Below are 23,473 nucleotides of genomic sequence, written 5' to 3'. Positions count from 1 at the left end.
GTCCCCTGCTCATAGCGCCTTCTTGCGGTCCGGGCCTGGGTCACCGGCAACGCGGTCCTGGCTCTTTTTCTTCTTGGGCTTCTTGTCCGAAGCGTTCGCGTCCTTGGGCTGGGCTTCCTTCTTGGGCTTCTCGGGAGCGGGAGGCGCGGCCTTGATCACCGGAGAGGCCATCTCGTCGCCGGCGCCCGACAACCGGCGGATCTGGCCGGGCCTGGCCTGGGTCAGCCCGTACTGGGCCGCCAGGGTGCGCAGGCGCTCCGGGGTGAGCAGGGTGTTGCGCTCCACCTCCAGCTTGGAGATGAGGGCCTCCTGGGAGTCGATCTCGGTCTGGAGGCGCTTGAGCTCGTAGGCCATGTCCACGCGCTCAATGTTCACCCAGGTCAGCCCGAGGCCCAGGGCCAGCAGGGTGAGCACGGAAAACGCCAGGGTCAGGGCCCATTCCTTGGTCACGCCCTTCACGCGTCGCCTCCGTCCAGGCCCTTCATGCCTTCGGGCAGAAGCTCGGCCATGGGATCGCCCAACCGCTCGGCAACGCGGAGCTTGGCGCTCCTGGCGCGGGGGTTGGCGGCGGCCTCCTCGGGAGTGGGAACCAGGGGTTTCTTGGTCAGGATGCGGACTCGTGGGGAGTGCCCGCAGGTGCAGTAGGGCTGCCGGGGCGGGCACAGGCACCCGGAAGCCTCGCGCCTGAAGGCCGTCTTCACCAGACGGTCCTCCAGGGAGTGGAAGGAGATGACGGCAACGCGGCCGCCGGGGTGAAGAAAGTCCACGATCCGGTCCAAGAATTCCTGCAATTCCTCAAGCTCATGGTTCACGGCCATGCGCAGGGCCTGGAAGGTCCTGGTGGCCGGATGGTTGCGCGCGGTGGCCCGCCACTTGGGCGGATAGGCGTACTCCACGATCTTCGCCAGCTCGAGGGTGGTCTCGATTGGCTTTTTCTCGCGCTCGCTTACGATGGCGCGGGCGATGCGCCCGGCCTGGGGCTCTTCGCCGAACTCGCGGATGAGGTCCCGCAGTCGCTCGAAGCTCCAGAAATTCACGATGTTCTCCGCCGGTTCGGCTCCATCGGCCGTGCTCATGCGCATATCCAGGGGACCGTCGGCGATGAAGCTGAAGCCGCGCTCGGCCTCGTCAAGCTGGGGGGAGGAGACGCCCACGTCGGCCAGCACGGCGTCCACGCCGTCCCAACCCACTTCGGCCAGGGCCTCGGGAAAGCGCGAAAAACGCATCTGGATGGCGTGCAGCCTGCCGGGATAGGCAGACAGGTTGGCCGTGGCGCGTTCTATGGCGGTTTCGTCGCGGTCGAGGCCCAGGATTTCCACCTTGCCCTCCGTTGCGTCCAGGAAAGAGAGGCTATGCCCGCCAAGGCCCAGGGTGGCGTCCAGTATGCGCATGCCCGGCCTTACGGCCAGCAATTCGCACACTTCCCTGGACATGACTGGAAGGTGCCGGGGGTCGAACTGCACCGTGGCCCCCTAGAGTCTCAACTCGAAGCCGGCCTGCGACAGGGCGGCCATGTCGGCGTCGAAGCTGTCTTCGGTTTCGCGCCGTTTGGCTTCGAAAGTTGCCTTGTCCCACAGCTCGAACTTGGTCACCACTCCGGCAAGCACGCAGTCCTTGTCCAGCTTGGCGTAGCCGCGCAGATAGGGGGGCACCAGGATACGGCCCTGCTTGTCCAGCACGACCTCCACGGCCCCCGAGATGATGAAGCGCTGAAGATTGCGCAGCCTGGAGTCCAGCACGTTGATCCGCAGAAAGCTTTCCTCGATGCGTTCCCATTCGGGCATGGGATAGCCCACCACGCAACCGTCGAAGTTGGTGAGCATCAGCTTGCCCTCGGGGGATGCCTTGAGCACCTCCTCCCGGAACTCGGGAGGAAGCATCAGACGCCCCTTGGGGTCGAGGTTACGCTCTGAATGACCACGGAACATGCTTGTCCCTCACACAATCTACCACTGATTACCACTCTTTCCCACAGTCTCTCGAACAATCTCCCCGCCATGTCAAGTGAAAATGGGAAGCGCTTCAAATGAAAAAGGAAATAAATGCGGGTCCAAGTGGGAGCAAAGCCGCCGCAGGAGGCTTCATTTCGCCCCGGCGTGGCAAAAGCGCGTGAAAACAAATACTTGAAGGGAGCGCACTCCGAGGGAAAATCCACCCGTGCTCTTGCCAGAGGGCCCAGGTGAGGGTAACAAGCCCAGCAAGCCGGGAATTTGCACGGCGAGCCCTCAACCAACCGCCGGAACATGAGCGAAAACCGCACGTCACAGAGTTTCGAGGACCTGGAAGAGGAATTCTACCAGATAAGCCCCGACATCCTTCAAAGCTTCAACAAATTCAGGCCCCCCCTCAACATCTTCAAGCTCAAGGAAGACGTGGTCCGCCTGCTTCCTTATTATAAGGTTGGGGAGCGCCTCTCCAAGGAGCAATCCGAGGAGCTTGAACAGCTGGTCACCGAGGGGCTGATCTTCGTCTCCCGAGCCGACCATCCGGTCTACGTGAAGCACATCTCCTACCAGCTGGACCTGGTGCTCATGGACCGCCACCTCACCGAGGCCGAGACCGCGGACATCATCCAGACGGCCCTGACCCGGCGCATGACGGAATTTCTGGAGCAGCCCGTGAAGGCCGTGGCGGACAAGCTCGTCTCGGACCTGATGGTGCTTACCGAATACCTCTGGCAGGACACCAACCGGGGCAAGGCCCTGTCCCGCCGCGTGCACAAGCAGCACACCCTGGCCAACCACTCGGTGAATTGCGGCATGGTGGGCATCCAGCTCTTCATCCAGACCACGCCCGAGGACTTCCGCGAAGGCCCAAAGGCCCGCCAGACCTTCGACCGCGTGGCCCTGGGTCTCTTCCTGCACGACGCGGGCATGAGCAAGATCCCCTCCTTCCTGCGCGACAAAACCCAGACGCTCACTTCCGAGGAGCGCCAGAAGCTTCTCAAGCACCCTCTCTTGGGCATCGAGATGCTGGCCAAGCTCGACCTCAAGTTCCCCGAGGTGGAGCAGTGCGTGCTGCAGCACCACGAACGGATTGGCGGCGGAGGATACCCGCAGAAGCTCGCCGGGGCGGACATTTCCGACCTGGGTCTTCTGGCCGCGGTGACGGACTCCTACTGCGCCATGCTCACCGACCGCCCCTATGCCAAGGCCATGGAACCCGCGGCCGCGGCCAACGCCCTGGGGGGCGACCCCAAGTACGATCCCAGGTACTCCAAGCAACTCATGCAGTACCTGCTGGCCACCAAGCAAATGTAGCGGCCCAGCGCCGCCCGGGACCGGACGCGAAAAGGCCCCCGGCCCGCCATGTGCGGGCCGGGGGCCTTAAAATTGCCTCGCAAGGCTCGCGCCTTACGCTTCCAGCTCGTCCCAATCCATCTGCATGAACAGGTCCTCGGCGGCGATGACGCCCAGCACCTTGCCGCCCTCCATCACCACGGCCCAGCGCCGGCGGGTGGAGAGCATGGCCTCCAGCACCGCGGCCAGCGGGTCCTGGGGTTTCACCACGGGCACGTCGCGCTCCACCACCTCTCCGGCTCGCCGGGAGAAGCACTTGCGGCACACGTTGCGGAACCGGGCTTCGAAATCATGCCCCGCCTTGAGCTTGAGCGAATCCTCCAGGGCGTTCTGCTCCATGTAGAGCAGAAGCCACCAGGCCGTGATCACACCCTTGAAGCCCCCGTCCTCGGCGAGCACCACGGCGCAGGCCCGGTCGGGCTGCTCTTTCATGGCCTTGCGCAGGCTCGAAGCCACTTCGCGCAGGCTGTCCGACTCGCGCACGCAGACGTTGTCCGTTCTCATGACATCCCAGGCTCGATCACGTAGCAGCATGCCAGCTCCTTGAGTGGGCCCGGCGCTTTACCACCGGCCGGATTTTCCGTACTTTATCTGGAGCCAGCCCCCTTGAAAAGTCCCACGAGGCGAGTTCGTGAAAAACCGTATCACCGTCAGCATCTCCGACATGAAAATATCGCGCAAGCGAGGCGAACTGCTCATCACGCATTCGCTGGGCTCCTGCCTGGGGCTCTCGGCCTGGGACGCGGTGGCGGGCGTGGGGGGCCTCATCCACTGCCTGCTGCCCAGGGCGTCCTCCCCCGACGTGAAGAACCCCTTCATGTACGTGAACCTCGGTGTGCCCCGGATGATCCGCAAGATGGTCTCCATGGGCTGCACCAAAGGGTCGATGGTCTTCAAGGCCGCCGGATGCGGCAGGATGCTCCTCATCCAGAACCAGTTCGACACCGGCGCGCAGAACCTGGCCACGCTGACGGCCCTGTTCGCGAAAAACGGCGTCAAGCTCGCCGCAGAGGACGTCGGAGGTTCCATCCCCAGGACCATGAGCCTGGACGTCGAAACCGGTCTTGTGACCATCAGCTCGCAAGGAAAGGAGTGGGAGATATGATAAGCCGTGACGAAATCATCTCCCAGACCAGCTCGTTGCCCCAGATTCCCGCCCCCGTGGCCAGGATCATGACCTATCTGGGCAAGCCGGACGCCGACCTGAACACCGTGGCCTCCTTCATCGAATACGACCCGGGGCTCACGGTCAACGTGCTGCGCATGGCCAATTCCAGTTTCTTCGGAGGCGGCGGCGCCATCACCACGGTCAAGGACGCCCTCTTCCGCCTGGGAATGCGGCGCATCGTGCAGATGGTCATCGCCTCGGGCGTGGCCCCCAACGCGCGCGGCCCGGTGTCGGGGTACGGCCTGGCCCGGGGGGAGCTCCTGCGCTTCTCCATCGCCATCGGCGTGGCCGCCGAACTCGTCGCCGCCAAGACCGGGATCGCGGCCCCGGACTATACCTTCACCGCGGGCCTCTTGAGCAACATCGGCAAGGTGGTCATGGGCAAGTTCCTCGAGATGGACCCAGGTCCCGTCCTCTCGCTGGCGGCCAAGGAAAACGTCTCCTTCGAACAGGCCGAACGGACCCTTTTCGGCATCGACCACGCCGAACTGGGTGCCATCCTGCTCAAGCGCTGGGAGCTGCCCGAGCCCATCGTCACCTGCGTGCGCTGGCACCTGGACCCCTGCTCCGCTCCCGCGCAGGACGTGGCGCTGGACCTGGTGCACGTGGGACGCGTGCTGGCCACCATGGCCGGCATCGGTCAGGGGGTGGACGGCCTGAGCTACCACGTCTGCCAGGCCAGCTTCGACCGCCTGAAGCTGACTCCCGAAGCGGCCACCGCCAGCATGGAAGGCATGGTGAGCGGCCTCGAGGAGATCGAGGCCATCCTAGGGCAGGTGTAGCCCCTCAGCCCGGCGCGCGCGTCCTTAGGCCCAAGCCTCCCGGGGAAACGGGATGCGGGGGATGCCGGAGGCCGCTCCGGGGCGCTAGTCGAAATCGGCCAGCAGCGCGCCCACGTGCACGGTATCGAACAGCACCGTAGAGGCGTACTTGCCCCGGATGCGCCACAATCCCTGCTGCAGATGGTCCGAGGCTATGCCGTTCCGGATCGCCGTGTACGCTTCCAGGAACGCGGCCAAGTGGTCGCACATCTTGAGCAGTTCCCCGTCCTTCGGGTCGAATTCGTTGGCGTTGTACTGCGCCTGGAGTTCCGCCGACGTCACCCGTTTCACATGGCCGTCCACCACGGCGCACGCCTGGAACTCCGATCCCACGGAGAGCCCCAGGAAGAACGACAGCCGGTCCACCAAGTCAGCGTAGCCGCCCCGGCGAAGCGGGTCGAGGATCACCCGCTCCAACTCCTTCTCCTCGTACTCCTTGATGAGGTCGCCGATCTGCTCCACGGACTGCTTCACTGGCGAGATGATATCACGCGTGAGAAGCTCGGGCAGGTCGTGGAAAAGCCCGCCGAAGAAGTTGTTCTGGGCGCGGACCGGACAGGCCCCCACCGACAGCGAGAAGAAATAGGCGTAGCAGGACACGATGAACATGTGCCCGAGCACGGAAGTCTCCGGGATGCGCGGAGTCTGGGACCAGCGTTTCTGGAACCGCAGCTGTCCGCACACCTGGGCGAAATGTCCGATGGGCGTGCGCGACTGCCCGAAGAGGCCCTCCTTGAGCTCCAGCACCCCGGCCAGGTCCTGGTGGCGCTCCAGGCCCTTGCGGAAGGAGTCCTCGATGTCCATGAGCTCGGTGTCCTGGCGGTTCATGGACTTGATCAGGTTGAACTCCCAGCCGCTGGCATAGAGGTGGGCTGCGCTCAAGATGCGCCGGTCCAGGCTGTCCTCGCCGGGCGTGGCCAGATAGGTGGTGAGGCGGCCCCAGAAGCCGTCGCCCATGCTGCGCACCCGGGGGGCAAGCTCCGTGAACACCCAGTCGGTGAGTTGGGCGTAGTGGGCCGGGTTCTCCTTTATCTTATAGAAGATGGGCGGCTTGATGTCGGTGATGACCAGGCGGTAGAGGTAGTCGAAGATGCCCCCCTCCACGATGCGCCCGCAGAGCCGCGCGCGGTCTTCGGGGGGCATGCCCTTGGAGTTGAGCAGGAAGAGCACCCAGGCCACCATCATCTTATGGGCCTGCTTGTCCACCTCCATGAGTTCGGCCGGGCGGAGCTTGTCGTTCCACCGTTTCATGGAGGAGCCGGAAAAGATAAGCTGAAGAAGGCTCTTGCGTACGCTTGTCATCCTATGTAACTACTCCCGGCCCGAACAAAGCTCAAGAAGCGAAAAAATGAGCGAAAGAGTGTTGACAGAGGGGACGCAAGTCCGTAGAGGACTCGTCTTCCCATTCGCATGGAGGACATTTCGTCATGAAGACATATAGCCCGAGCAGCAAGGAAATCACCCGAGATTGGGTGATCGTGGACGCCGCCGACAAGGTGCTTGGCCGCCTGGCCAGCATGATTGCGCAGCGCCTGCGCGGCAAACATAAGCCCGAATTCGCCCCCCACATGGACGCAGGCGACTTCGTGGTGGTGGTCAACTCCGAGAAGGTGCAGGTCACCGGCCGCAAGCTCGACCAGAAGATGTACTACCGCCACAGCGGCTGGATCGGCGGCCTGAAGGAAACCGTCCTGAAGGACATGATGGCCACCAAGCCCGAGCAGGTGCTGATCAAGGCAGTCAAGGGCATGCTTCCCAAGAACCGCCTGGGCCGCGCGATGCTCAAGAAGCTCAAGGTCTACACCGGGACCGAGCATCCCCACGCCGCCCAGCAGCCCAAGCCCCTGGCTTAATCTACGGAGCAGAACATGAGCACCGATCACTTCTACGGAACCGGACGCCGCAAGACCGCCGTTGCCCGCACCCGCCTGGTGCCCGGCACCGGCCAGATTCTGGTCAATGGACGTCCCGTCGATGAGTATTTCCCCCGCAACGCGCTGCAGGGCATCGTGCGTCAGCCGTTCACTCTCACCCGTACCCAGGGCCGGTTCGACGTGAACGCCACCCTGGACGGCGGCGGCATCGCCGGTCAGGCCGAGGCCCTGCGCCACGGCATCTCCCGCGCCCTGCTGCAGGCCGACCCCGAGTTCAGGCCCGTCCTCAAGAAGGCCGGACTGCTCACCCGTGACGCCCGCGCCAAGGAACGTAAGAAGTACGGCCAGCGCGGCGCCCGCGCCCGGTTCCAGTACTCCAAGCGTTAATCGCCGCGAGACTCGAGACTGCAAAGGGCCGTCCCCGCCGGGGATGGCCCTTTTTGTGTTTCCCCCAGCTTCTCTTCGCCGCGTGATCGCGCTACAAACGCCCGGCCAGGAGGCCGCCAGCCATGTCATCATCCGAGAAACTGCGCCCCATGCTCGTCTTCGCCGACGCTGCGGGCAACATATACGACCACCCCGAGCTGGAAATGCTCGTGCGCCGGGGGGACCAGTTGGGCACCCCGCGCCCGGACGAACTCATCCCCCTGCCGCCCGAAAGCGAGTTGTTCCTGCTGCCCGGGCGCTCGGCCCTGGGCTTCGACCCCGAATCGGGCGAGGTGGAGGAACTCGAGGAGATGGCCGTGGCCGCCTTCGTCTCTCCCGGCCATACGCTTTCGGCCACCACGGCCTACGCCTCGCGGCCAGGCTCGCCCACCCTGCCCCTCTTCGCCTACGGGGCCGTGGGCATCGTGGGCGAGCGCTTCTACGTCTGCGCCAAGCGCGTGGACCAGGACCAGCGCCAGGTGTTCACCGGCGTCCCCAAGAAGAAGATCACCTCCGGGGCCAAGGCTCTCATGGAACGCTTCCCCAAGAACCGGCTGGTGAGCCATTTGGCCGGATGCGCCCTGACTTCGTGCTGTCCGGCCGCGCGCAATCTGGCGCTGGGGCGCTTCGAGGCCCCGCTGCCCACCTCGCGCGTCTGCAACGCGCGCTGCATGGGCTGCCTGAGCCTGCAGGAAAAGGATAGCGGCTTCCCTTCCACCCAGAATCGCATCACGTTCCGCCCGACTCCCGCCGAGGTCTGCGAGGTGATGCTGGCCCATTCGGAGCGCGAATCGAGGCCCATTTTGAGCTTCGGCCAGGGCTGCGAGGGGGAACCGCTCACCGAGGCCGCCCTGTTGGCGGAAGCAACGAAGCTCTATCGATCCAAGGGCGGCAAGGGCACGGTGAACGTGAACACCAACGGCAGCCTGCCGGACACGGTGGAATCCCTGAAAGAAGCCGGCTTCGACTCCATGCGGGTGAGCATGGTCAGCGCCCGCGCGCCGTTGTACGAAGCCTACACGCGCCCGCAGGGGTACGTCTTCGCCGACGTGGCCCGGACCGTGGCCAACGCCAAGGCCGCCGGGCTCTTCGTGAGCCTGAATTTCCTCTATCATCCCGGGGTGAGCGACACCGAGGAGGAGCTCGAGGCGCTTGGAGCCCTCATCGAGGGCTCCAAGGCGGATTTCGTGCAACTGCGAAACCTGAACCTGGACCCGGAACTCTACGGCCGCATCGTGACGGGCTCGGTGGGGTACGGGGCCAGCATGGGGCTTCAAAACTTCATGAAGCGGCTGCGCAAGCGCTGCCCCTGGCTCAAGTACGGCTACTTCAACCCCTACCTGGGCATCGACGCGGCCTGACCTCCACACTGGCGGCGCGGCAACACCCGAAACCCGCCAAACCGAGAGCCGGGGTAAGGCGGGAGGCATCCCCCCCCGTGGCCGCTGCAACAAAAAAGCCCCCGTTCACCGGGGGCTTTATGTTTCTCGAGGAAGAACGCGATCAGCCCACGCAGGCGTCGCCGGTGGGCATGTCCACGATGACGCGTTCGCCGTCGGGGCTGCCGAGCTTGACGATCTCGCCGATATCCCAGGCGGTCTCGTGCAGAGCCTTGAGGCGGTTCAGCACGTCGTCGGCGACGTCCTGGTCAACGACCATGATGTAGCCGATGCCGCAGTTGAAGGTCTGGAGCATTTCCGGCCAGGAGAGGTTTCCGGTGTCCTTGAGCCAGCTGAACACGGGGGGCATGGCCCAGCGGTCCATGGACAGGTGCGCGGCCACTCCCCGGGGCAAGATGCGGGGGATGTTCTCGTAGAAGCCGCCGCCGGTGACGTGCACCATGCCCTTGACCTGGAAGTCGCGCATGACGTTGAGCACGCTCTTGACGTAGATGCGCGTGGGAGCGAGCAGCGCCTCGGCCAGGGTCCCTTCGCCGCCGGGGAGCTTGTCCTTGCCGGCTAGGCCGGACTGGGCCAGCACCTTGCGGATGAGCGAATAGCCGTTGGAGTGCGGCCCGGTGGAGGTGATGCCGATGACCCGGTCGCCGATGCCGATGGAGGAGCCGTCCACGATGCGGGCGTTGTCCACGATGCCCACGCAGAACCCGGCCAGGTCGTAATGCCCGGGGGGGTAGAAATCGGGCATCTCGGCGGTCTCGCCGCCCAGCAGGGCGCAGCCTGCGTCGGAGCAGCCGTGGGCCACGCCCTTGATGACCCGCTCGGCCACATCCACATCGAGCTTGCCGGTGGCGAAGTAATCCAGGAAGAACAATGGCTTGGCTCCCTGAACCAGGATATCGTTGACGCTCATGGCCACCAGGTCGATGCCCACGGTGGAGTGCCCGTCCATCTCGAAGGCGAGGAGCAGCTTGGTTCCCACGCCGTCGGTGGAGGAAACCAGGACGGGTTCTTCGAAATCTTGCAGATCGAGTTTGAAAAGGCCGCCGAAACCGCCTATATCCGTGATGACACCCTTGTTGAAGGTGGCCTGGGCCAGGGGTTTGATGCGGTTCACCAACTCGCCGGCGGCGGCGATGTCGACGCCAGCGCGGCGGTAAGCCTCGGCGCGGTCGCTCATATCGGGAATGCTCCTGTGTGACTGATTGCATTCTATTAAGCCACACGCGCCCGGAACACAAGGAGGTGCTTTGAGATGACAAAACTGAAACCGTGCGTGGCCGCTCTCGCGCTTGCGCTGCTGATGGCCGCTCCGGCCTCGGCCCAGTCCGGGGACGACGACGGCCGCCAGGACGTGACCATCGGCAATCCCGACCGCATGCGCTCCGGCGTCAACGAGCGCGGCGACAACGAGATGGTCATCGAGTCCAAGACCAAGAGCCAGCAGCAGACGCCGAACATCGGCCCCATCTACGTGGTGCCCCAGGTGAACCAAGGGACGGATCCGGCGGTGATCCCCGTGCCCGCGCCACAGGCCGAGCCCAAGAGGCAGCCTCAGGGCCAGCCGCGCCCCGGCGGCATGCCCACCAGGCCTTGATCCGGGGCAATCCTCAAGCGAACGTCACACCAAACCCGGCCCGGGACAGGGCAAGCGAGGAGCACCATGCATCCGGCACGACTCTGGAAGCCTCTGAAGGACACGTCCCTGCAATGCAGGCTGTGCTCCCACTTCTGCGTCATCGGCGCGGGCGAACGGGGCCGGTGCGGCGTGCGGGTGAACCAAGGCGGCGAACTCTTCACCCTGGTCTACGACCGGGCCGCGGCCATCAACATCGACCCGGTGGAGAAAAAGCCTCTCTACCATTTCCTGCCCGGGAGCCGGACGTTCTCCTTCGGCACCATGGGGTGCAACCTGGGATGTTCCTTCTGCCAGAACTATTCGCTCTCCCAGCCGCCCAGGCTGGGCCAGCCCATCGAGGGGCACGATGTCACGCCCGAGGCGCTGGTCCGGGCCGCGGTCGAGGCGAAGTGCGCCAGCATCTCCTACACCTACTCGGAACCCACGATATTCTTCGAGCTCATGCAGGACACAGCCCGTCTGGCCAAGGACAGGGGCCTGGCCAACATCATCGTCTCCAACGGGTTCATGAGCCCGGAATGCCTGGACGAGCTGGCCCCCCTGGTGGACGCGGCCAATATCGACCTCAAGGGCTTTACGCCCAAGTTCTACGAGGAGATCTGCCAGGCCCGGCTCGACCCGGTGAAGAAGAACCTGGTGCGCATGTGCGGTCTCGGATGGTGGCTCGAAGTGACCACCCTGATCATCCCGGGGCTCAACGATTCGCCCCAGGAGCTCGCCGCCATGGCCGCGTTCATCGCCGTGGAGCTCGGCCCGGACACTCCCTGGCACCTCTCGCGCTTCCACCCTGACTTCAACATGCAGGACCGTCCGCCCACCCCGGTGGCCACCCTGGAAGCGGCCTGGGAGACCGGCAAGAAGGCTGGACTTCGCCACGTGTACGTGGGCAACCTCCCCGGCACCCCGCACAATTCCACCCACTGTCCCGAATGCGGCAAACCCGCCATCGTGCGCGAAGGGTTTACCGTCACGGGAGGATCAAAGGACGGGAAGTGCCCCTCCTGCGGCAAGAGGATTGTTGGCCGTTTTTCCGTTTGAGCCCGAGGTGTTAAGTTTTTCGACTTCCCGGCCGGGGCGACCTTTTTTTCCGGCCGCGCGAGGGCCCTTACGATCCGGAATCATTCATGAAAGCATTCCGGCCCGTTTGGTTCGCATTTTGCTGCCTTATTTTCGGCGCATGCCGCTCTGGGCAACGCCACGGCTGGGGCCAGCCTTTCCAGGACACCCTCGACAAACGGAGACGCCATGTACGAGCGCAGACTCTACGCACGGACGTATGCGCAAAGACACGCCAACGGCTGCGACTATACTCTCGATATCGACGGCCACTCATACAAGACGCAGCTGATGGACATTAGCCGGGGGGGAGCCAACTTCAGGCTGCTCGACATGCCGACTTACAATCTTACCGGCAAGGAAGGCAGTGTAAAAGACGACTTCTTCGACCACAAATACCTCATGGGTGTGAGCTACACTGTGGTCTGGAGCCAGTTCAACGAATTGGGCATATCCTTCCTGAAGCCGCTTGCCGAGCATACCGGGGCGCTGAGCTACTACTCCAGCTACCGGCCGTGAGCAGCCGGCACGCATTTCCCGGCCGCCCTACGGCCGGGGAATGCATCCGTATCCGGGGTTTCCCGCCTTTACCCGCTTTTCCTCTGCTGTAAATTTTTTCGACTTGCGTGTCCGTCATTTTACAACAGTTTCGCCCAAGCCGTGCGTTTGCGCCTGGAATCATTCGTAAAGGCAGGCAGTGCAGACTGGTTCGCATTTTGCTCTCTCTACGTTTGGCGTTGCCCCGAAAGCGATGCCGCGCGGCAAGGAATGATTAAACCCTGACAACCCCCGATGACAGGAGGCGCTATGTACGAACGCAGACGTTATGCACGGACGTACGCGCAAAGGCACGCCGACGGTTACGACTATAGTATCGAAATTGAAGGCCAATACTACAATGCACAACTGCTGGACATCAGCCGCGGAGGAGCGAAAGTCAAACTGGTCGACTCGCCGGAATACAACTACACCGGCAAGTATGGCACCGTTAAGGACGACTACTACGACTATCAATACCTGAAGGGCATGGACTATACGGTGGTGTGGAGTCAAGGAAATGAACTGGGCATCGCTTTCCAGGAGCCGCTCGCAGAGCACACCGGAGCCCTGGGGTACTACTCCAGCTACCGGGCCTGAATGGCGCATGCCTTTAATCCCGGCCGGGTCCCCCGGCCGGGGGACCTCCCTAGAACACCCAGCGCACCTCGATCTCCCTCGAAGCGCCCCCTGATACGTCCCGCCCGCTCCGGCCTGGCGCCCATTCCTTGTTCCAGCAGGCTTGGGCGGCAGCGCCCGGCGTGGCCTTCCGTGCGCAGGGCAACACGGCGCATCCCGGCCGAACCGCGAGGGGAACATGAAAACTTGTCCATCATTCCTCCTCCGGGGTTGCCGGAAAAATTTCAGACTGGTAATGTTCAGCCCATGATCAATCGAACACCGTACTCCAAATCCACAACCGCATCCAGAAAAAATCCGTCTTCCGCTTCCTTCAACTGGGCCCACCTGGCCCTGCTCCTGGGCTTCGCCTTCCTCCCCGGCTGCGCCAAGAAGACCGCCTGCACCGTAGCGGACCCGGCCCCCGTGGCCTGCTCCCCGGACAAGCTCTTCGCCCTGCGCAAGAGCGACAAGAACTCGCTCACCGTGACCGCCATGGCCTACACCGCCTCGAGCGTGGGCAAGGGCCGCAAGGCGCTGCCCCGAGCGGCCAACGGCGAAGTCCTTACCCCCGACATCAGCGCCATCGCCGTCTCGCCCGACCTCATCGAACAGCACGGCCTGAGCCTGGACAAAACCGTGCGTATCTCCGGCCTGGAAGGCGAATTCAAGGTCATGGACCTCATGAGCCCGCGCCACTCCAAGAGCATCGACATCTACTTCGGCAACGACAACGCGGGCGCGCGCCAATGGGGCAAGCGCACCCTGGTCTTGTCCTGGGAATAACAGATCCGTCGCGTGGGCCGCGAGGCCCTGTCGATCCACTCGCAGGGGCTGGAGGTTCCTCCCCTCCAGCCCCCCCTTTCGGGGCTGCGCCCCTGAACACGTCCACCCTCGCCCAAACCGCCCGGTTCCGCGGATGAATCCGGGGGCTCGCTTGCGTTCCGCCCCCCGGGCGGTGTAGCGTCCCAGGGCAGCGGAGCGCGCCGCGCGCCGCCTTCCGTCCTTCAAACACGCCGGGTGGCCATGCTGAAAAAAGTTCGCGTCTTCGATCTGCAGGTGGGCATGTACGTGGTGGACACCGGGCTGTCCTGGCTCGACCACCCCTACCTTTACTGCCAGGAAGGCCCCGTCGAATCCGACGACCATATCCGCGCCATCCGCGCCGAAGGGTTCGCCGAGGCCTTCATCGAAACCGACAGGGACGCCCTGGCCCAAGGCGCGGCGCGCATTTACGACAAGGAAGCCATCGACCGGGCGGTGGCCGAAGCCCTGTGCGAAATCCCCGCCGAGCTCAAATCCAACAAGAACACCCCCCTGGCCCAGGAGATGCGCGAGGCGGCCCGCGCCCACGCCGCGTCCATCGCGGCGGTGCGGCTCGCCATGGAGGCGGCCGCCTCGGGAGCCCCCGTGGACGCCAAGGCATGCCTGGACGCCGCGCGGGACATCGCCGCCAGTGTCATGCGCAACCGTGACGCCCTGGTCTGCCTGACCAGGCTTCACGACGGCGGAGGCTACCATATCCGCCACTGCGCCGGGGTCAGCGCCCTGTCCGCGGCCTTCGGCGACTACCTGGGCCTCGACCGCGGCCAGGTGGCCGACTTGGCGCTGGCCGGGCTGCTCCACGACATCGGCAAGGCCCTCGCGCCTCGCGAACTCCTGGAAAAGCCGGGCAAGCTCTCACCCGAGGAATTCGCCCTCCTCAAGCGCCACCCCGTGGAAGGCTGCACCTTGGTCTCGGGGGCGTCGGGGGTAGTGGGAGCGCCGGGCGGCCCGACCGTGCCTGGGCACGTGCTGCGGGCCATCGCCGAACACCACGAACGCCACGACGGTTCCGGCTACCCACGCGGCCTCAAAGGCTCCGAGCAGAGCTTGTTCGGCCGCATCCTGGCCATCGCCGACGTCTTCGACGCCCTCACCCAGGACCGCCCCTACAAGAAGCGCCTGCTCCCGGACAAGGCCATGAGCGTCATGTTCGCCTTGCGCGGCCGCGACCATGAGCCCGCCCTGCTGGAACGCTTCATCAAGGCCGTCGGGGTCTATCCCACGGGGAGCCTGGTGCGCTTGAGTTCCGGGGAGCACGCCGTGGTTGGCGAATCCAACCCCCACACGCCGCTGCGCCCGAAAGTGACCGTTGTTTTCGACCAGGACATGGCCCCCATCCATCCCGTGCAGTTCGACCTTTCCGGCAGGGACGGCCCCGCTCCGGCCAGGCCCGTGGAAGTGACCGGCATCATCGACCACAGGCCGCACGGCATCCGGGCCGGAGAGCACCTGCTGTGAAGCGGGCCGGCTTCAGCCGCGCCCATCAGAGGAAATCCCCATGCCAGCCAAACGACCCGCCACCCCCGAGGATCACCGGGCCATCATGGACGCCCTGCTGGCCCGGTTCGCCTGGCCCGTTGAAGAAGAATACATGCACGAGGCTTTCGAGGTCATCACGGACCATGCCCGCCGCAAGCACACGGTTCTCTGGCCCCGCGACACCCTGAACCGCGAGCCCGCCTTCGGGCGCTACCTGCACGAGATGGCCCACGCCCTTCTGGCCGAGCAGGTCCACCCCCAGTTCTCGCGTCCCTACTTCGCCCGGGGCCTGGACCCCGCCCTGAAGAACACCTACTCGCCGTTGCTCGACACCGCCCTGGACTGGTTCGTCCAGGCGTTGCTCATGGAGGTGGCCCCTGGACCGCAGGGCGACGACGTCGATGCCCGCTACCGGCAGGCCGCGAGCGTGCTGCGCCAGGGCGGAGCCCTGCCCAGCGTGGAGTTCGTGATCGATTCGGGAATGGCCCTGGCCTCGTTCAGCCACTATCGCGGCCTGGAAGTCGACACCCAGGGCAAGCTCAGCGAGGTGGTGCAGGCGTTCTTGCGCACGCCGCCGGACAAGCCCACCTTGTTTACGCTGCACGGACTGGTGCGCAGGCTGGTGGGGGTGTTCGGGATGCACACGGCCCACCTGGTGCACGAACACGGCTTCGAGCGCTGGCGCCTCGACCCGGTCAAGCGCGACTGACCCTAGGCCCGGTCGCGCAGCACCTGGAGCACTTCGACGTTGGCTGCCTGCCAGGCCGGATAGGCTCCGGCCGCCACTCCCAGGAGCGCCGACCCGCCCAAAGCCTGGAGAATGAGCCAGCCGTCGTAGACGTAGGGGAAGCTGCCCGCCGCGTAGACCACGGTGATGAGCGCCAAGGCCGTCAGCACCCCCGCGCCGCCGCCAACGGCGCTCATGACCCCCGCCTCCAGCAGGAACTGCCGGACGATGTCGCGCTTCTTGGCGCCCATGGCCCGGCGCACGCCGATCTCCAGCCTGCGCGCCCGCACCAGGAGGATCATGATGGACAGTATCCCCAGTCCGCCCACCGCGAAGGACAGCGTGGAGCTGATGAGTCCCAGCACGTCCACCAGGTCCAGGGCCTGCTGCTTGAGCTGCATGGTGTCCTCGGCGGAGAGCACCGAGAAGTCGTCGCGCTTGCCCCCGGCGATGTTGTGGCGGGCGCGCATGAGCGACGTGGCCGCCTGCTTGACGCGGTTGAAATCGGTGCCGTCGGCCATCTGCAGGAACACGCCCGTCACCCAGGTCTGGTTGGCCATGCGCCGCATGTAGGTGGACAAGGGCACGAAAACCTGTTCGTCCTGATCCGTGCCGGAGATGTCCGAGCCCTTCTCCTCCATCACCCCCACCACCGTGAGCCCGGCCCGGAACACGTACACCACCTGCCCCGTGGCCTTCTGCGGATCGCCGAAGAGGCGCTGGGCGATCTTGAGCCCAAGCACTACCACCTTGGCCCGGTCGCGCTCCTCCTCCCAGGTGAAGAAACGCCCCATCCCGGGCTGAAAACTGCGCACGGCCGGGTACTCGGGCCAGGTGGCCACCAGCTGGCACTGGATCTTGGTGTTGCCCGAACGCACCGGCATGGGCCGGGTGATGACCGGCACGGAGCGAATCACTCCGGGAAGGGAACGGATCACGGCCTGGGCGTCCTCGAGCTGGAAAGTGTTGGCTCCGCCTGCGGTCCTCGCGTCCCCGCCCCGGCTGAAGCGGGTCTGCCCGGCGAACACGGCGAACAGGTTGGGGCCGAGCTTCTCCACCTCGATCTCGGCCTGGCGCACCATGGCCTTGGAGACGTGGCGCACGCCGGTCAGGGCCAGGGCGCCCAGGAACACCCCCAGCATGGCCAGCACGGTGCGCAGTTTGTGGGTGGCGAGCGCCTGGAGGGCTATCTTCAAGCTCAGGAACACACCCGGACCATATCCCGTCCGGCCCGGACGGGCAATGCGCCCGACGTTGCGTCCGGCGCGACAAAAACGTAGGAGGAGATCCGTCGGGCTGTCCCCGTCCGGCTCAACCTCAACCATCTCCCGGTGGACCATGCCGCGACGGCCCACTTACCCCCTCGCCAAGCAGATCATCCGCGCCCTCTGGCTCGGCGCTATCCTGGCCCTCACCCTCCAGGCCGCCGCCTCGGCCCAGCCTGCCGTGATCATCGGCACCAAGGACATGCCCCCGCTCAGCTATGCCGACGGCTCGGGAAAGCTCGACCGGGTGATCGCCGAGGCGTTCCGCAGGATCGGCGTGCGGGCCGAATTCGCGCTGCTGCCGTCGGAACGGTCCCTGGCCGAAGCGTCAGCCGGGGTCATCGACGGGGACAGCAACCGCGTGGAGGGAATGGAAGAACGGTATCCGAACCTGGTGAGGGTCCCGGAGAGCGACGTCACCTACGATTTCACGGCCTTCGCCCGGCATTCCGCTTCCGGCGCGCCGGACTGGGAGGGGCTGAAAGGCCGCGACGTGGGCTATCTGATCGGATGGAAGATTCTCGACGAAAACATCCGGGAAGCGAACGTCACCAAGGTGGCCAATGCCCGCGAGCTGTTCACCCTGCTGGAGAGCGGGCGCGTGGAAATCGTCGTGTACGAACGCCGCTGCGGCGAATACTCCATGCGGGAACTGGGGCTCACCGATGTCCGGGCCCTGGAACCGTCCCTGGCCAGGCGCGAGATGTACCTGTACCTCAACAAGAAGCACGAGGGCATGGTCCCCGCCCTGGCCAAGGCCCTCAAGGACATGAAGGCCGACGGCACTTATGCGGCCCTGCTTTCAGGCCCGGACGGGAAGTAGGCTCCCCCTTGCCGGCGGCCCGGATGCCTGGGCCGCCTCCGCCTGACGCGCGCACCCTACTTGCCGAACGGGCAATGCGGGAAGGTGCAGCGCTTGCAGTTCATGCAGAACCCGCCGTGCCCCAGCCGGGCCAGCTCCGCCCGGCCCATGGGGACACCGGCCAGCACCCTGGGCAGCAGAAGGTCCAGGCTGGTCACCTTGTGGAACAGCGCGCACGCGGGCACCCCCATGACCGGCACGTCCCCGAACCGGCCGAGCAGGGTCATGTTGCCCGGCAATACGGGCATGCCGAAAATGGCGCCCTGAAGCCCGGCGTCCAAAAGGCCCTGCATGGTGACGTCGCCCGGGTCCACGCTCATGCCCGCCGTGGTCATGACCAGGTCGCAGCCGGCCTCCAGGAGTTCCCGGGCTCCGGCCGCAATGGCCTCGGCGTCGTCCGGGGCGAAGCGCACCTCGTGAAGCGTCGATCCGAGAGCCTCCAGCTTGCCCGAGAGCACGGCCGCGAACTTGTCCTCCACCAGCCCGGTGAACACCTCTGTGCCGGTGATGAGCGCCCCGGCCCGGGCGGCCCGCAGGGGACGGACGTCCGCCAGGGGCGAACTCGTGGCCAGGCGCAGGGCGTCGTCCAGTATCTCCCTGGCCAGGAAGAGCGGGATGGCGCGCACCCCGCCCACGGCTTCTCCTTGCTGCACCAGGGTGCCGTCGTGGCGCACGGAGAAGGCCACGTCGGCCAGGGCGTTCAGCACGGCCAGGCGCTCCGCGTCCACGCACAGGAGTCCGTCGCGGGCGGCCAGCAGGGTGATCTTGCCCTCGCGCGGCGCGCCGGCCGGCTTGAGCCCCCCCGAGGCGCACAAGGCCTCGGCCAGGGCTACGGCCGCGTCGTCCTCGTGCGCGAAGCCCTCGGGCTCTCCGCCCTCGCCCGCAACGTACACATGCATGCGGCCCATGCGCTGCAAGCGGCACAGGTCCTCAACGCCGATGGTCTGGCCGCGCGAGAAGGCCGCGTCCTTGGACTTGCCCGGCTCCACCTGGGTCATGTCGTGCAGGGCCTTGCGGCCCACGGCCTCGGCCACGGGCACGGCCCGCAGCTGGGGCCGGTTGGCCGCCCGGACGAAGGGGGTGTCCCCCTTGCAGGCCAGGCACACGCAGCCGTGCATGGACGGATACGCCTCGCCGCAGGAGGGGCACACCGCGATGGCCCCCTTGGAGCGCTTGCCCAGGAACGCTTGCGCCACCTGGACCGGGCTCACGGAAAGGATGGACTGCCCGGCTTCGAAAATCTCCTCGCGCAGCTTGTCGGAATCCTGGTCGCGCTTGGGGGTGCGTTTGAGGAACCAGCCCGCGATCTCGGGGAAGGGTTCGAGCTTGGCGGGGTCCATGAAGGCCCGAAAGCCCGCGCCGGAGTACTTGTCGTAGAGGGTCAGGGCGTAGCGGCCCGAATCCTTGATGCGCAGCCACCCGTTGCCCACGGTGCAGGGCGTGAACAGTTGTACGGCGTCGGGCAGGCAGGCCTGGGTCTCGCACAGGGCCTCGAAGAGCGTGCCCTCGGGCAGGTTCCCACGGGCTGCGTCCACCATGAAGCCGCCCACGATGAGCCCCGGAGCGGGATAATTGTGGAAGGCCGTGATGCGCTCCAGATATTCCTCACGTGAAAATCCGCAGACAAGCCTCTCCATCAGCTTACGTTCCCTCCGGGTTCCTCGTAGGGCTTCACCGGCCAGGGGAACCGCTCCGCAGCCCGCTTGAGGGCGTAGCTCTCCACGTCGCCGTGCCACTCCTTGAAGGCCAGGGCCAGGCTCTCGCCCAGCGGCGTCAGCACGAACCCCCTGTGCCCCCGCGACTTCTCCACCAAGGGTTCCCCGGTTATGGCCTCGCTGGCCTTGAGGCGCCCCCAGGCCGCCCGGTAGGACATGCCCATGGCCTTGGCCGCCTGGTTGAGCGAGCCGGACTCGTGGATGCGCAGCAGAAGCTCGGCCCGGCCGAGCCCCAGGAGCATGCCGCCGGGGGTCTCCAGCCAGAGGTGTATGCGAAGCGTAGGATGGACTGAGGGCACCGGGGCCTCCCTTGACTTGTTTATGCCTGTGTTAACATATCTGTGTCGGGGCTAACATAAATGAAACCCTCGCACAATCCCCGTTGACCCAAACCCTGGACATACGTACCCCAGAACCGCCATGACCACCGCCGCAAGCCCCTACCGCTCCATCTGGCAGCTCACCTGGCCCCAGATCCTGATGATGGTGTTCCAGTTCCTCATCGGCGTGGCCGATGTGTACGTGTGCGGCCGCATCGGGCGCGAAGCCCAGGCGGCCATGGGGCTGGTGAGCCAGGCGCTGTTCTTCTTCCTCACGGTGGCCATCGCCGTGGCCAACGGGTCGGTGGCGGCGCTCAGCCAGTCGCTGGGCGCGGGCCGGAAGCTGCGCGCGGCGCGCTTCGGCGGGCTGTGCCTCCTGTCCGGCGTGCTGCTCTCCGGGGTGATCGTGGCCTTGGGGCTGCCCCTCAAGGGACTCTTCCTGTCGCTTCTGAACGTCCCCGCCGAGGTGCGCGGCCCGGCTGCCTCGATTCTGGGCCTGTGGCTGTGGCTTTTGCCCATCAACTACCTGTTTCTCATCACCAACGCGGTGCTCAGGTCCCACAAGATGGTCATGGCCCCGCTCTACGCCATGGGGCTGAGCTGCGCGCTCAACGCCTGGCTGGATTTCGGCCTGGGACTCGGCTGGTGGGGCATGCCCGCCATGGGATACATGGGCGTGGCCTGGTCCACGTTCTGGTCCATGACCGGAGGGCTCCTCATCAACCTGGCCCTGCTGGCCCGGGCGGGCCTCCTGAACCGGGGCATGATCCCGGCCTGGCGCTGGGCGCGGGTGGCCTGGAAATACGTGTTCCGCGTGGCCTGGCCCTCGGGGCTCATGCAGGTGGTGTGGCACACGGGTTATCTGGTGCTCCTGGCCATCACCGGCGGGCTGCCTTCGGGTGGGGTGGAGGCCCTGGCCGGGTTCGCCGGAGGGGCGCGCATCGAGTCGGGAGTGTTCCTGCCCGCGTTCGCCTTCAACCTGTCGGCCTCGGTGCTGGTGGGGCACGCCCTGGGCAGAGGCGACGCCGCCGAGGCCAAACGCATGGGCTACCGGGTCTGGGGCTTAGGCATGACGGCCATGACGCTTCTTGCGGCCTGCCTGTGGCCCTTCTTGCCCCAACTCTCCTGGGCGTTCGCCCCGGATGCGGGAGTAGCGGCCCAGGCCGTGAGCTACCTGCGCTACAACCTGATGGCGGTGCCCTTCACCTGCACCAGCATGATCCTGGCCGGAGCTTTGACCGGAGCCGGGGCCACGGTGTACAACCTGATCGTATTCGGCGTGTCCATCTGGCTGGTGCGGCTGCCCGTGGCGTGGTGGCTCGGGTGGAAGGCTTGGGGCACGGCCGACGGCGTGTGGTTTTCCATGCTGGTGTCGCAGGCTTTCCAGGCCACGGCGCTGCTTATGGCGTACCAGTTCAAGGACTGGTCGCGTTTCTCCATGATCAAATCCAGGAACAACCGTGAATAGAGAATACGTTCCCCTCTCCCTGGACGGCAGGGAAAAGTACCTGGCCTGTCTGGCCGCCTGCCCGCAGAAAGTTTCCGACTACTCCTTCGCCAACCTGTGGGGCTGGTGCGAGGAATACGGACTGGAATGGTCCTTCGGCGACACCCATGTGTGGCTGCGCCAGACCAAGCCCACCACGACCTACTGGGCTCCGGTGGGCCCCTGGAACAGCGTGGATTGGGCCAAGTGCCCCACCCTGGCCAAGGGCGGCTCGTTCATCCGCGTGCCCGAGTGCCTGGCCGCCACCTGGCAGGCCGCCCTGCCGGGCCGGGTGGCGGTTTCGGACGCCCGCGAGCACTGGGACTACGTCTACTCGGTGCCGGAACTCGTCAAACTCTCGGGCAACCGCTTCCACAAGAAGAAGAACCTGCTCTCGCAGTTCACCAAGTCCTACTCCTTCGAGTACCATCCGCTCACGGCCGACTGCATCGAGGAGGTGCTCCAGATGCAGATGGAGTGGTGCATGTGGCGCGAGGCCGAGTGCGACGCCACGCTTGCGGCCGAGAACCGGGCCATCGCCCGCGTGGTCAAGGACTGGGACCGCCTGACCAACCTGCTGGGCGGGGCCATCCGGGTGGACGGGCGCATGATCGCCTACACCGTGGCCGAGGCCCTGGACGACACCATGCTGGTGATCCACTTCGAGAAGGGCCACACCGGGTTCAAGGGCGTGTACCAGGCCATCAACCAGATGTTCCTGGAGAACCAGGGGCAGGACTACCAGTTCGTCAACCGCGAGCAGGACCTGGGCGACGAGGGGTTGCGCAAGGCCAAGTCCAGCTACAACCCGGTCAAGTTTTTGGAGAAGCGCGCGGTGACCATTTCGGGATAACCGCGCAAGATGAACACACTTTCAGTAGCCAACATGGGAAGCCTGGCGTATAGGCCGCGCAATTTCCCCTTGAGGAGGACGGTCGTGAAGCACATGGCCAAAGTGATTCTGTTCGTGTTTTGTCTGCAGCTTCTAGCCGCCTGCGCTCCTGACGGCCAGATCACCAAGCGCGACGTGGGCATGGTGGTGGGCGGAGCGGGCGGCGCGGTGGCCGGCCAGGCCATCGGCGGAAACGATCCCGCCGGACGGGTGATGGGTACGATCCTGGGCGTGATCGTGGGCGCGGCCGTGGGCGGCTACCTGGGCAGCCTGTGGGACGACTACGACCGCAAGCAGGCGGCCTACGCGCTGGAAACGGGCCGGGACAACAAGCCCGTTGCCTGGCACAACCCCAACACCAACAGCGAAAACACCATGACCCCGGTGAGAACCTATTACGAGCCCGCGGGCACCCCCTGCCGCGAGTTCACCCAGACCATCTACATCGACGGCAAGCGTGAGACCGGCCGCGGCACCGCCTGCCGCCAGCCCGACGGCACCTGGCGCATCACCAACATGCAGCAGTGACCGACCGCCGGGAACGCCTTCCCGGCGCTCCCGGATCGCGGACCGCCAAGGCCCGCGTCCTAGCCTTCACCACGTGCCGGGCGCATTCGCGTCCGGCACGCGCATTTCACCGCTCCTCCCGTACTGTATTGCCGCCTGCGTCTGCCACCGTGCAGCCAAAACCTCCAAGGGCGGCACGCATGCGCCGTACGATGTCGCGCGCCATGGCGCGCCGGATTCACGCCCACGGGCCTACTGGCGAGCACCGTCCTTCTTGACCACCGGCCCTTCCTGGCCCGTCAGGTGGTTCATGGCGTATCCGCCCTGGTAGACCATGCCCGTGCTCGTATCCAGGACGTATTCCAGCTCGCCGTCGCGGAAGTACGCATAGCGTCCCACGGAGCGCCCCTCGGCGTAGGCCCACACGAGAATCGCCAGCAGGACCAGCAGCGCGGCCTTGAAGAAGAGATCGAACTTGTCTTTCATGACATCCTCCGGCCTGAGGCATGACCCCGTCCCGGCGCCTCGTCAAGGGATTGACCAAAGGGCGAGATTGGGGG

At 65.6% G+C, this 23,473-nt stretch carries 27 protein-coding genes; 17 read left to right on the top strand and 10 right to left on the bottom strand.

The genetic code is table 11. The features are described from left to right. Window positions 1-9: 9 nt before the first annotated feature. From ML540_RS02550 to mraZ, 3 genes are read right to left on the bottom strand one after another with little or no spacing between them, the layout of a single operon-like run. Window positions 10-459: an FtsB/FtsL family cell division protein gene (locus ML540_RS02550; RefSeq protein ID WP_243358321.1), complete on the bottom strand. Its 450-nt coding sequence runs from the start codon at window positions 457-459 to the stop codon at window positions 10-12. Beyond that, the gene (rsmH, locus tag ML540_RS02545) at window positions 456-1,463 is read right to left on the bottom strand and encodes a 16S rRNA (cytosine(1402)-N(4))-methyltransferase RsmH (protein ID WP_243358319.1); all 1,008 of its coding nucleotides are present in this window, start codon (window positions 1,461-1,463) and stop codon (window positions 456-458) included. Before rsmH ends, ML540_RS02550 begins: the two co-directional genes overlap by 4 nt. Before the next feature lie 9 nt (window positions 1,464-1,472). After that, window positions 1,473-1,928: a division/cell wall cluster transcriptional repressor MraZ gene (mraZ, locus tag ML540_RS02540; RefSeq protein ID WP_243358318.1), complete on the bottom strand. Its 456-nt coding sequence runs from the start codon at window positions 1,926-1,928 to the stop codon at window positions 1,473-1,475. Window positions 1,929-2,243: 315 nt separating this feature from the next. On the opposite strand from mraZ, the gene ML540_RS02535 reads away from it, so the two are divergent. Next, window positions 2,244-3,260 carry an HD-GYP domain-containing protein gene (locus ML540_RS02535; protein ID WP_243358317.1) on the top strand — a complete coding sequence of 339 codons (1,017 nt, stop codon included), beginning with the start codon at window positions 2,244-2,246 and terminating at the stop codon, window positions 3,258-3,260. A 93-nt stretch (window positions 3,261-3,353) separates the two neighbouring features. Here ML540_RS02535 and ML540_RS02530 read toward each other — a convergent pair whose 3' ends face one another. After that, a complete protein-coding gene (locus tag ML540_RS02530) occupies window positions 3,354-3,833 on the bottom strand; it encodes a CBS domain-containing protein (protein WP_243358316.1) in 480 nt (159 codons plus the stop codon). A 97-nt stretch (window positions 3,834-3,930) separates the two neighbouring features. Between ML540_RS02530 and ML540_RS02525 the strand changes: the two genes are divergently transcribed. Next, window positions 3,931-4,404 (top strand): chemotaxis protein CheD, encoded by a 474-nt coding sequence (locus ML540_RS02525; protein WP_243358315.1) that lies wholly within the window; start codon window positions 3,931-3,933, stop codon window positions 4,402-4,404. Then, the gene (locus ML540_RS02520; RefSeq protein WP_243358314.1) at window positions 4,401-5,249 is read left to right on the top strand and encodes an HDOD domain-containing protein; all 849 of its coding nucleotides are present in this window, start codon (window positions 4,401-4,403) and stop codon (window positions 5,247-5,249) included. Before ML540_RS02525 ends, ML540_RS02520 begins: the two co-directional genes overlap by 4 nt. Before the next feature lie 84 nt (window positions 5,250-5,333). Here the strand turns inward: ML540_RS02520 and ML540_RS02515 are convergent, their stop codons facing one another. After that, entirely contained in the window at window positions 5,334-6,590 is a 1,257-nt protein-coding gene (locus ML540_RS02515; RefSeq protein WP_243358312.1) for an HD domain-containing protein, read from the bottom strand. A gap of 125 nt (window positions 6,591-6,715) precedes the next feature. Between ML540_RS02515 and rplM the strand changes: the two genes are divergently transcribed. From rplM to ML540_RS02500, 3 genes are all read left to right on the top strand, one after another. Continuing rightward, window positions 6,716-7,141: a 50S ribosomal protein L13 gene (gene rplM / locus ML540_RS02510; RefSeq protein WP_243358311.1), complete on the top strand. Its 426-nt coding sequence runs from the start codon at window positions 6,716-6,718 to the stop codon at window positions 7,139-7,141. A 15-nt stretch (window positions 7,142-7,156) separates the two neighbouring features. Then, complete coding sequence (rpsI, locus tag ML540_RS02505) at window positions 7,157-7,549, top strand: 30S ribosomal protein S9 (RefSeq protein ID WP_243358309.1); 393 nt, start codon at window positions 7,157-7,159, stop codon at window positions 7,547-7,549. A 122-nt stretch (window positions 7,550-7,671) separates the two neighbouring features. Next, complete coding sequence (locus ML540_RS02500; protein WP_243358307.1) at window positions 7,672-8,949, top strand: radical SAM family protein; 1,278 nt, start codon at window positions 7,672-7,674, stop codon at window positions 8,947-8,949. Window positions 8,950-9,091: 142 nt separating this feature from the next. On the opposite strand, the gene purM is transcribed toward ML540_RS02500, so the two are convergent. After that, window positions 9,092-10,165: a phosphoribosylformylglycinamidine cyclo-ligase gene (gene purM / locus ML540_RS02495; RefSeq protein ID WP_243358305.1), complete on the bottom strand. Its 1,074-nt coding sequence runs from the start codon at window positions 10,163-10,165 to the stop codon at window positions 9,092-9,094. Window positions 10,166-10,240: 75 nt separating this feature from the next. Here purM and ML540_RS02490 point away from each other — a divergent pair, with 75 nt between their 5' ends. From ML540_RS02490 to ML540_RS02460, 7 genes are all read left to right on the top strand, one after another. Beyond that, window positions 10,241-10,582 (top strand): hypothetical protein, encoded by a 342-nt coding sequence (locus ML540_RS02490; RefSeq protein ID WP_243358304.1) that lies wholly within the window; start codon window positions 10,241-10,243, stop codon window positions 10,580-10,582. A 66-nt stretch (window positions 10,583-10,648) separates the two neighbouring features. After that, a complete protein-coding gene (amrS, locus tag ML540_RS02485) occupies window positions 10,649-11,662 on the top strand; it encodes an AmmeMemoRadiSam system radical SAM enzyme (protein WP_243358302.1) in 1,014 nt (337 codons plus the stop codon). A gap of 207 nt (window positions 11,663-11,869) precedes the next feature. After that, window positions 11,870-12,199 carry a PilZ domain-containing protein gene (locus ML540_RS02480; protein WP_243358300.1) on the top strand — a complete coding sequence of 110 codons (330 nt, stop codon included), beginning with the start codon at window positions 11,870-11,872 and terminating at the stop codon, window positions 12,197-12,199. A gap of 288 nt (window positions 12,200-12,487) precedes the next feature. Next, window positions 12,488-12,817, top strand: a complete 330-nt coding sequence (locus tag ML540_RS02475; protein WP_243358299.1) for a PilZ domain-containing protein — start codon at window positions 12,488-12,490, stop codon at window positions 12,815-12,817. A 285-nt stretch (window positions 12,818-13,102) separates the two neighbouring features. Then, window positions 13,103-13,621 (top strand): hypothetical protein, encoded by a 519-nt coding sequence (locus ML540_RS02470; RefSeq protein WP_243358298.1) that lies wholly within the window; start codon window positions 13,103-13,105, stop codon window positions 13,619-13,621. Window positions 13,622-13,861: 240 nt separating this feature from the next. Next, window positions 13,862-15,118 (top strand): HD-GYP domain-containing protein, encoded by a 1,257-nt coding sequence (locus ML540_RS02465; protein WP_243358297.1) that lies wholly within the window; start codon window positions 13,862-13,864, stop codon window positions 15,116-15,118. A gap of 40 nt (window positions 15,119-15,158) precedes the next feature. After that, the gene (locus tag ML540_RS02460; RefSeq protein ID WP_243358296.1) at window positions 15,159-15,848 is read left to right on the top strand and encodes a hypothetical protein; all 690 of its coding nucleotides are present in this window, start codon (window positions 15,159-15,161) and stop codon (window positions 15,846-15,848) included. Between the two features lie 2 nt (window positions 15,849-15,850). On the opposite strand, the gene ML540_RS02455 is transcribed toward ML540_RS02460, so the two are convergent. After that, complete coding sequence (locus ML540_RS02455) at window positions 15,851-17,074, bottom strand: ABC transporter permease (protein WP_243358295.1); 1,224 nt, start codon at window positions 17,072-17,074, stop codon at window positions 15,851-15,853. A gap of 130 nt (window positions 17,075-17,204) precedes the next feature. Between ML540_RS02455 and ML540_RS02450 the strand changes: the two genes are divergently transcribed. After that, window positions 17,205-17,954 (top strand): substrate-binding periplasmic protein, encoded by a 750-nt coding sequence (locus ML540_RS02450; RefSeq protein ID WP_243358294.1) that lies wholly within the window; start codon window positions 17,205-17,207, stop codon window positions 17,952-17,954. A gap of 56 nt (window positions 17,955-18,010) precedes the next feature. Here the strand turns inward: ML540_RS02450 and ML540_RS02445 are convergent, their stop codons facing one another. Together ML540_RS02445 and ML540_RS02440 are read right to left on the bottom strand one after the other, a co-directional pair. Continuing rightward, a complete protein-coding gene (locus ML540_RS02445) occupies window positions 18,011-19,630 on the bottom strand; it encodes an FmdE family protein (RefSeq protein WP_243358293.1) in 1,620 nt (539 codons plus the stop codon). Next, on the bottom strand, window positions 19,630-20,007 hold the full coding sequence (locus tag ML540_RS02440; RefSeq protein ID WP_243358292.1) for a winged helix-turn-helix domain-containing protein: 378 nt from the start codon (window positions 20,005-20,007) through the stop codon (window positions 19,630-19,632). The genes ML540_RS02445 and ML540_RS02440 overlap by 1 nt, the downstream gene beginning before the upstream one ends. A 121-nt stretch (window positions 20,008-20,128) precedes the next feature. Here ML540_RS02440 and ML540_RS02435 point away from each other — a divergent pair, with 121 nt between their 5' ends. From ML540_RS02435 to ML540_RS02425, 3 genes are all read left to right on the top strand, one after another. Further along, window positions 20,129-21,496, top strand: a complete 1,368-nt coding sequence (locus tag ML540_RS02435; protein ID WP_243358291.1) for an MATE family efflux transporter — start codon at window positions 20,129-20,131, stop codon at window positions 21,494-21,496. Continuing rightward, a complete protein-coding gene (locus ML540_RS02430) occupies window positions 21,489-22,367 on the top strand; it encodes a DUF2156 domain-containing protein (protein WP_243358289.1) in 879 nt (292 codons plus the stop codon). Before ML540_RS02435 ends, ML540_RS02430 begins: the two co-directional genes overlap by 8 nt. A gap of 93 nt (window positions 22,368-22,460) precedes the next feature. Then, window positions 22,461-22,934: an RT0821/Lpp0805 family surface protein gene (locus tag ML540_RS02425; protein ID WP_243359637.1), complete on the top strand. Its 474-nt coding sequence runs from the start codon at window positions 22,461-22,463 to the stop codon at window positions 22,932-22,934. A 231-nt stretch (window positions 22,935-23,165) separates the two neighbouring features. Here ML540_RS02425 and ML540_RS02420 read toward each other — a convergent pair whose 3' ends face one another. Then, on the bottom strand, window positions 23,166-23,399 hold the full coding sequence (locus ML540_RS02420; RefSeq protein WP_243358288.1) for a hypothetical protein: 234 nt from the start codon (window positions 23,397-23,399) through the stop codon (window positions 23,166-23,168). Window positions 23,400-23,473 lie beyond the last annotated feature (74 nt).

The organism is Fundidesulfovibrio terrae (assembly GCF_022808915.1).
Classification (GTDB): Bacteria; Desulfobacterota; Desulfovibrionia; order Desulfovibrionales; family Desulfovibrionaceae; genus Fundidesulfovibrio; species Fundidesulfovibrio terrae.
This window is presented reverse-complemented; position numbering and strand designations above follow the sequence as displayed.

Bases quoted from the DNA above. Each gene is read 5' to 3' on its own strand.
- mraZ (WP_243358318.1), bottom strand. From the start codon at position 1,928: ATGTTCCGTGGTCATTCAGAGCGTAACCTCGACCCCAAGGGGCGTCTG.
- ML540_RS02535 (WP_243358317.1), top strand. From the start codon at position 2,244: ATGAGCGAAAACCGCACGTCACAGAGTTTCGAGGACCTGGAAGAGGAA.
- ML540_RS02530 (WP_243358316.1), bottom strand. From the start codon at position 3,833: ATGCTGCTACGTGATCGAGCCTGGGATGTCATGAGAACGGACAACGTC.
- ML540_RS02520 (WP_243358314.1), top strand. From the start codon at position 4,401: ATGATAAGCCGTGACGAAATCATCTCCCAGACCAGCTCGTTGCCCCAG.
- ML540_RS02515 (WP_243358312.1), bottom strand. From the start codon at position 6,590: ATGACAAGCGTACGCAAGAGCCTTCTTCAGCTTATCTTTTCCGGCTCC.
- rplM (WP_243358311.1), top strand. From the start codon at position 6,716: ATGAAGACATATAGCCCGAGCAGCAAGGAAATCACCCGAGATTGGGTG.
- rpsI (WP_243358309.1), top strand. From the start codon at position 7,157: ATGAGCACCGATCACTTCTACGGAACCGGACGCCGCAAGACCGCCGTT.
- ML540_RS02500 (WP_243358307.1), top strand. From the start codon at position 7,672: ATGTCATCATCCGAGAAACTGCGCCCCATGCTCGTCTTCGCCGACGCT.
- purM (WP_243358305.1), bottom strand. From the start codon at position 10,165: ATGAGCGACCGCGCCGAGGCTTACCGCCGCGCTGGCGTCGACATCGCC.
- ML540_RS02490 (WP_243358304.1), top strand. From the start codon at position 10,241: ATGACAAAACTGAAACCGTGCGTGGCCGCTCTCGCGCTTGCGCTGCTG.
- amrS (WP_243358302.1), top strand. From the start codon at position 10,649: ATGCATCCGGCACGACTCTGGAAGCCTCTGAAGGACACGTCCCTGCAA.
- ML540_RS02480 (WP_243358300.1), top strand. From the start codon at position 11,870: ATGTACGAGCGCAGACTCTACGCACGGACGTATGCGCAAAGACACGCC.
- ML540_RS02475 (WP_243358299.1), top strand. From the start codon at position 12,488: ATGTACGAACGCAGACGTTATGCACGGACGTACGCGCAAAGGCACGCC.
- ML540_RS02470 (WP_243358298.1), top strand. From the start codon at position 13,103: ATGATCAATCGAACACCGTACTCCAAATCCACAACCGCATCCAGAAAA.
- ML540_RS02465 (WP_243358297.1), top strand. From the start codon at position 13,862: ATGCTGAAAAAAGTTCGCGTCTTCGATCTGCAGGTGGGCATGTACGTG.
- ML540_RS02460 (WP_243358296.1), top strand. From the start codon at position 15,159: ATGCCAGCCAAACGACCCGCCACCCCCGAGGATCACCGGGCCATCATG.
- ML540_RS02450 (WP_243358294.1), top strand. From the start codon at position 17,205: ATGCCGCGACGGCCCACTTACCCCCTCGCCAAGCAGATCATCCGCGCC.
- ML540_RS02445 (WP_243358293.1), bottom strand. From the start codon at position 19,630: ATGGAGAGGCTTGTCTGCGGATTTTCACGTGAGGAATATCTGGAGCGC.
- ML540_RS02435 (WP_243358291.1), top strand. From the start codon at position 20,129: ATGACCACCGCCGCAAGCCCCTACCGCTCCATCTGGCAGCTCACCTGG.
- ML540_RS02425 (WP_243359637.1), top strand. From the start codon at position 22,461: ATGGCCAAAGTGATTCTGTTCGTGTTTTGTCTGCAGCTTCTAGCCGCC.
- ML540_RS02420 (WP_243358288.1), bottom strand. From the start codon at position 23,399: ATGAAAGACAAGTTCGATCTCTTCTTCAAGGCCGCGCTGCTGGTCCTG.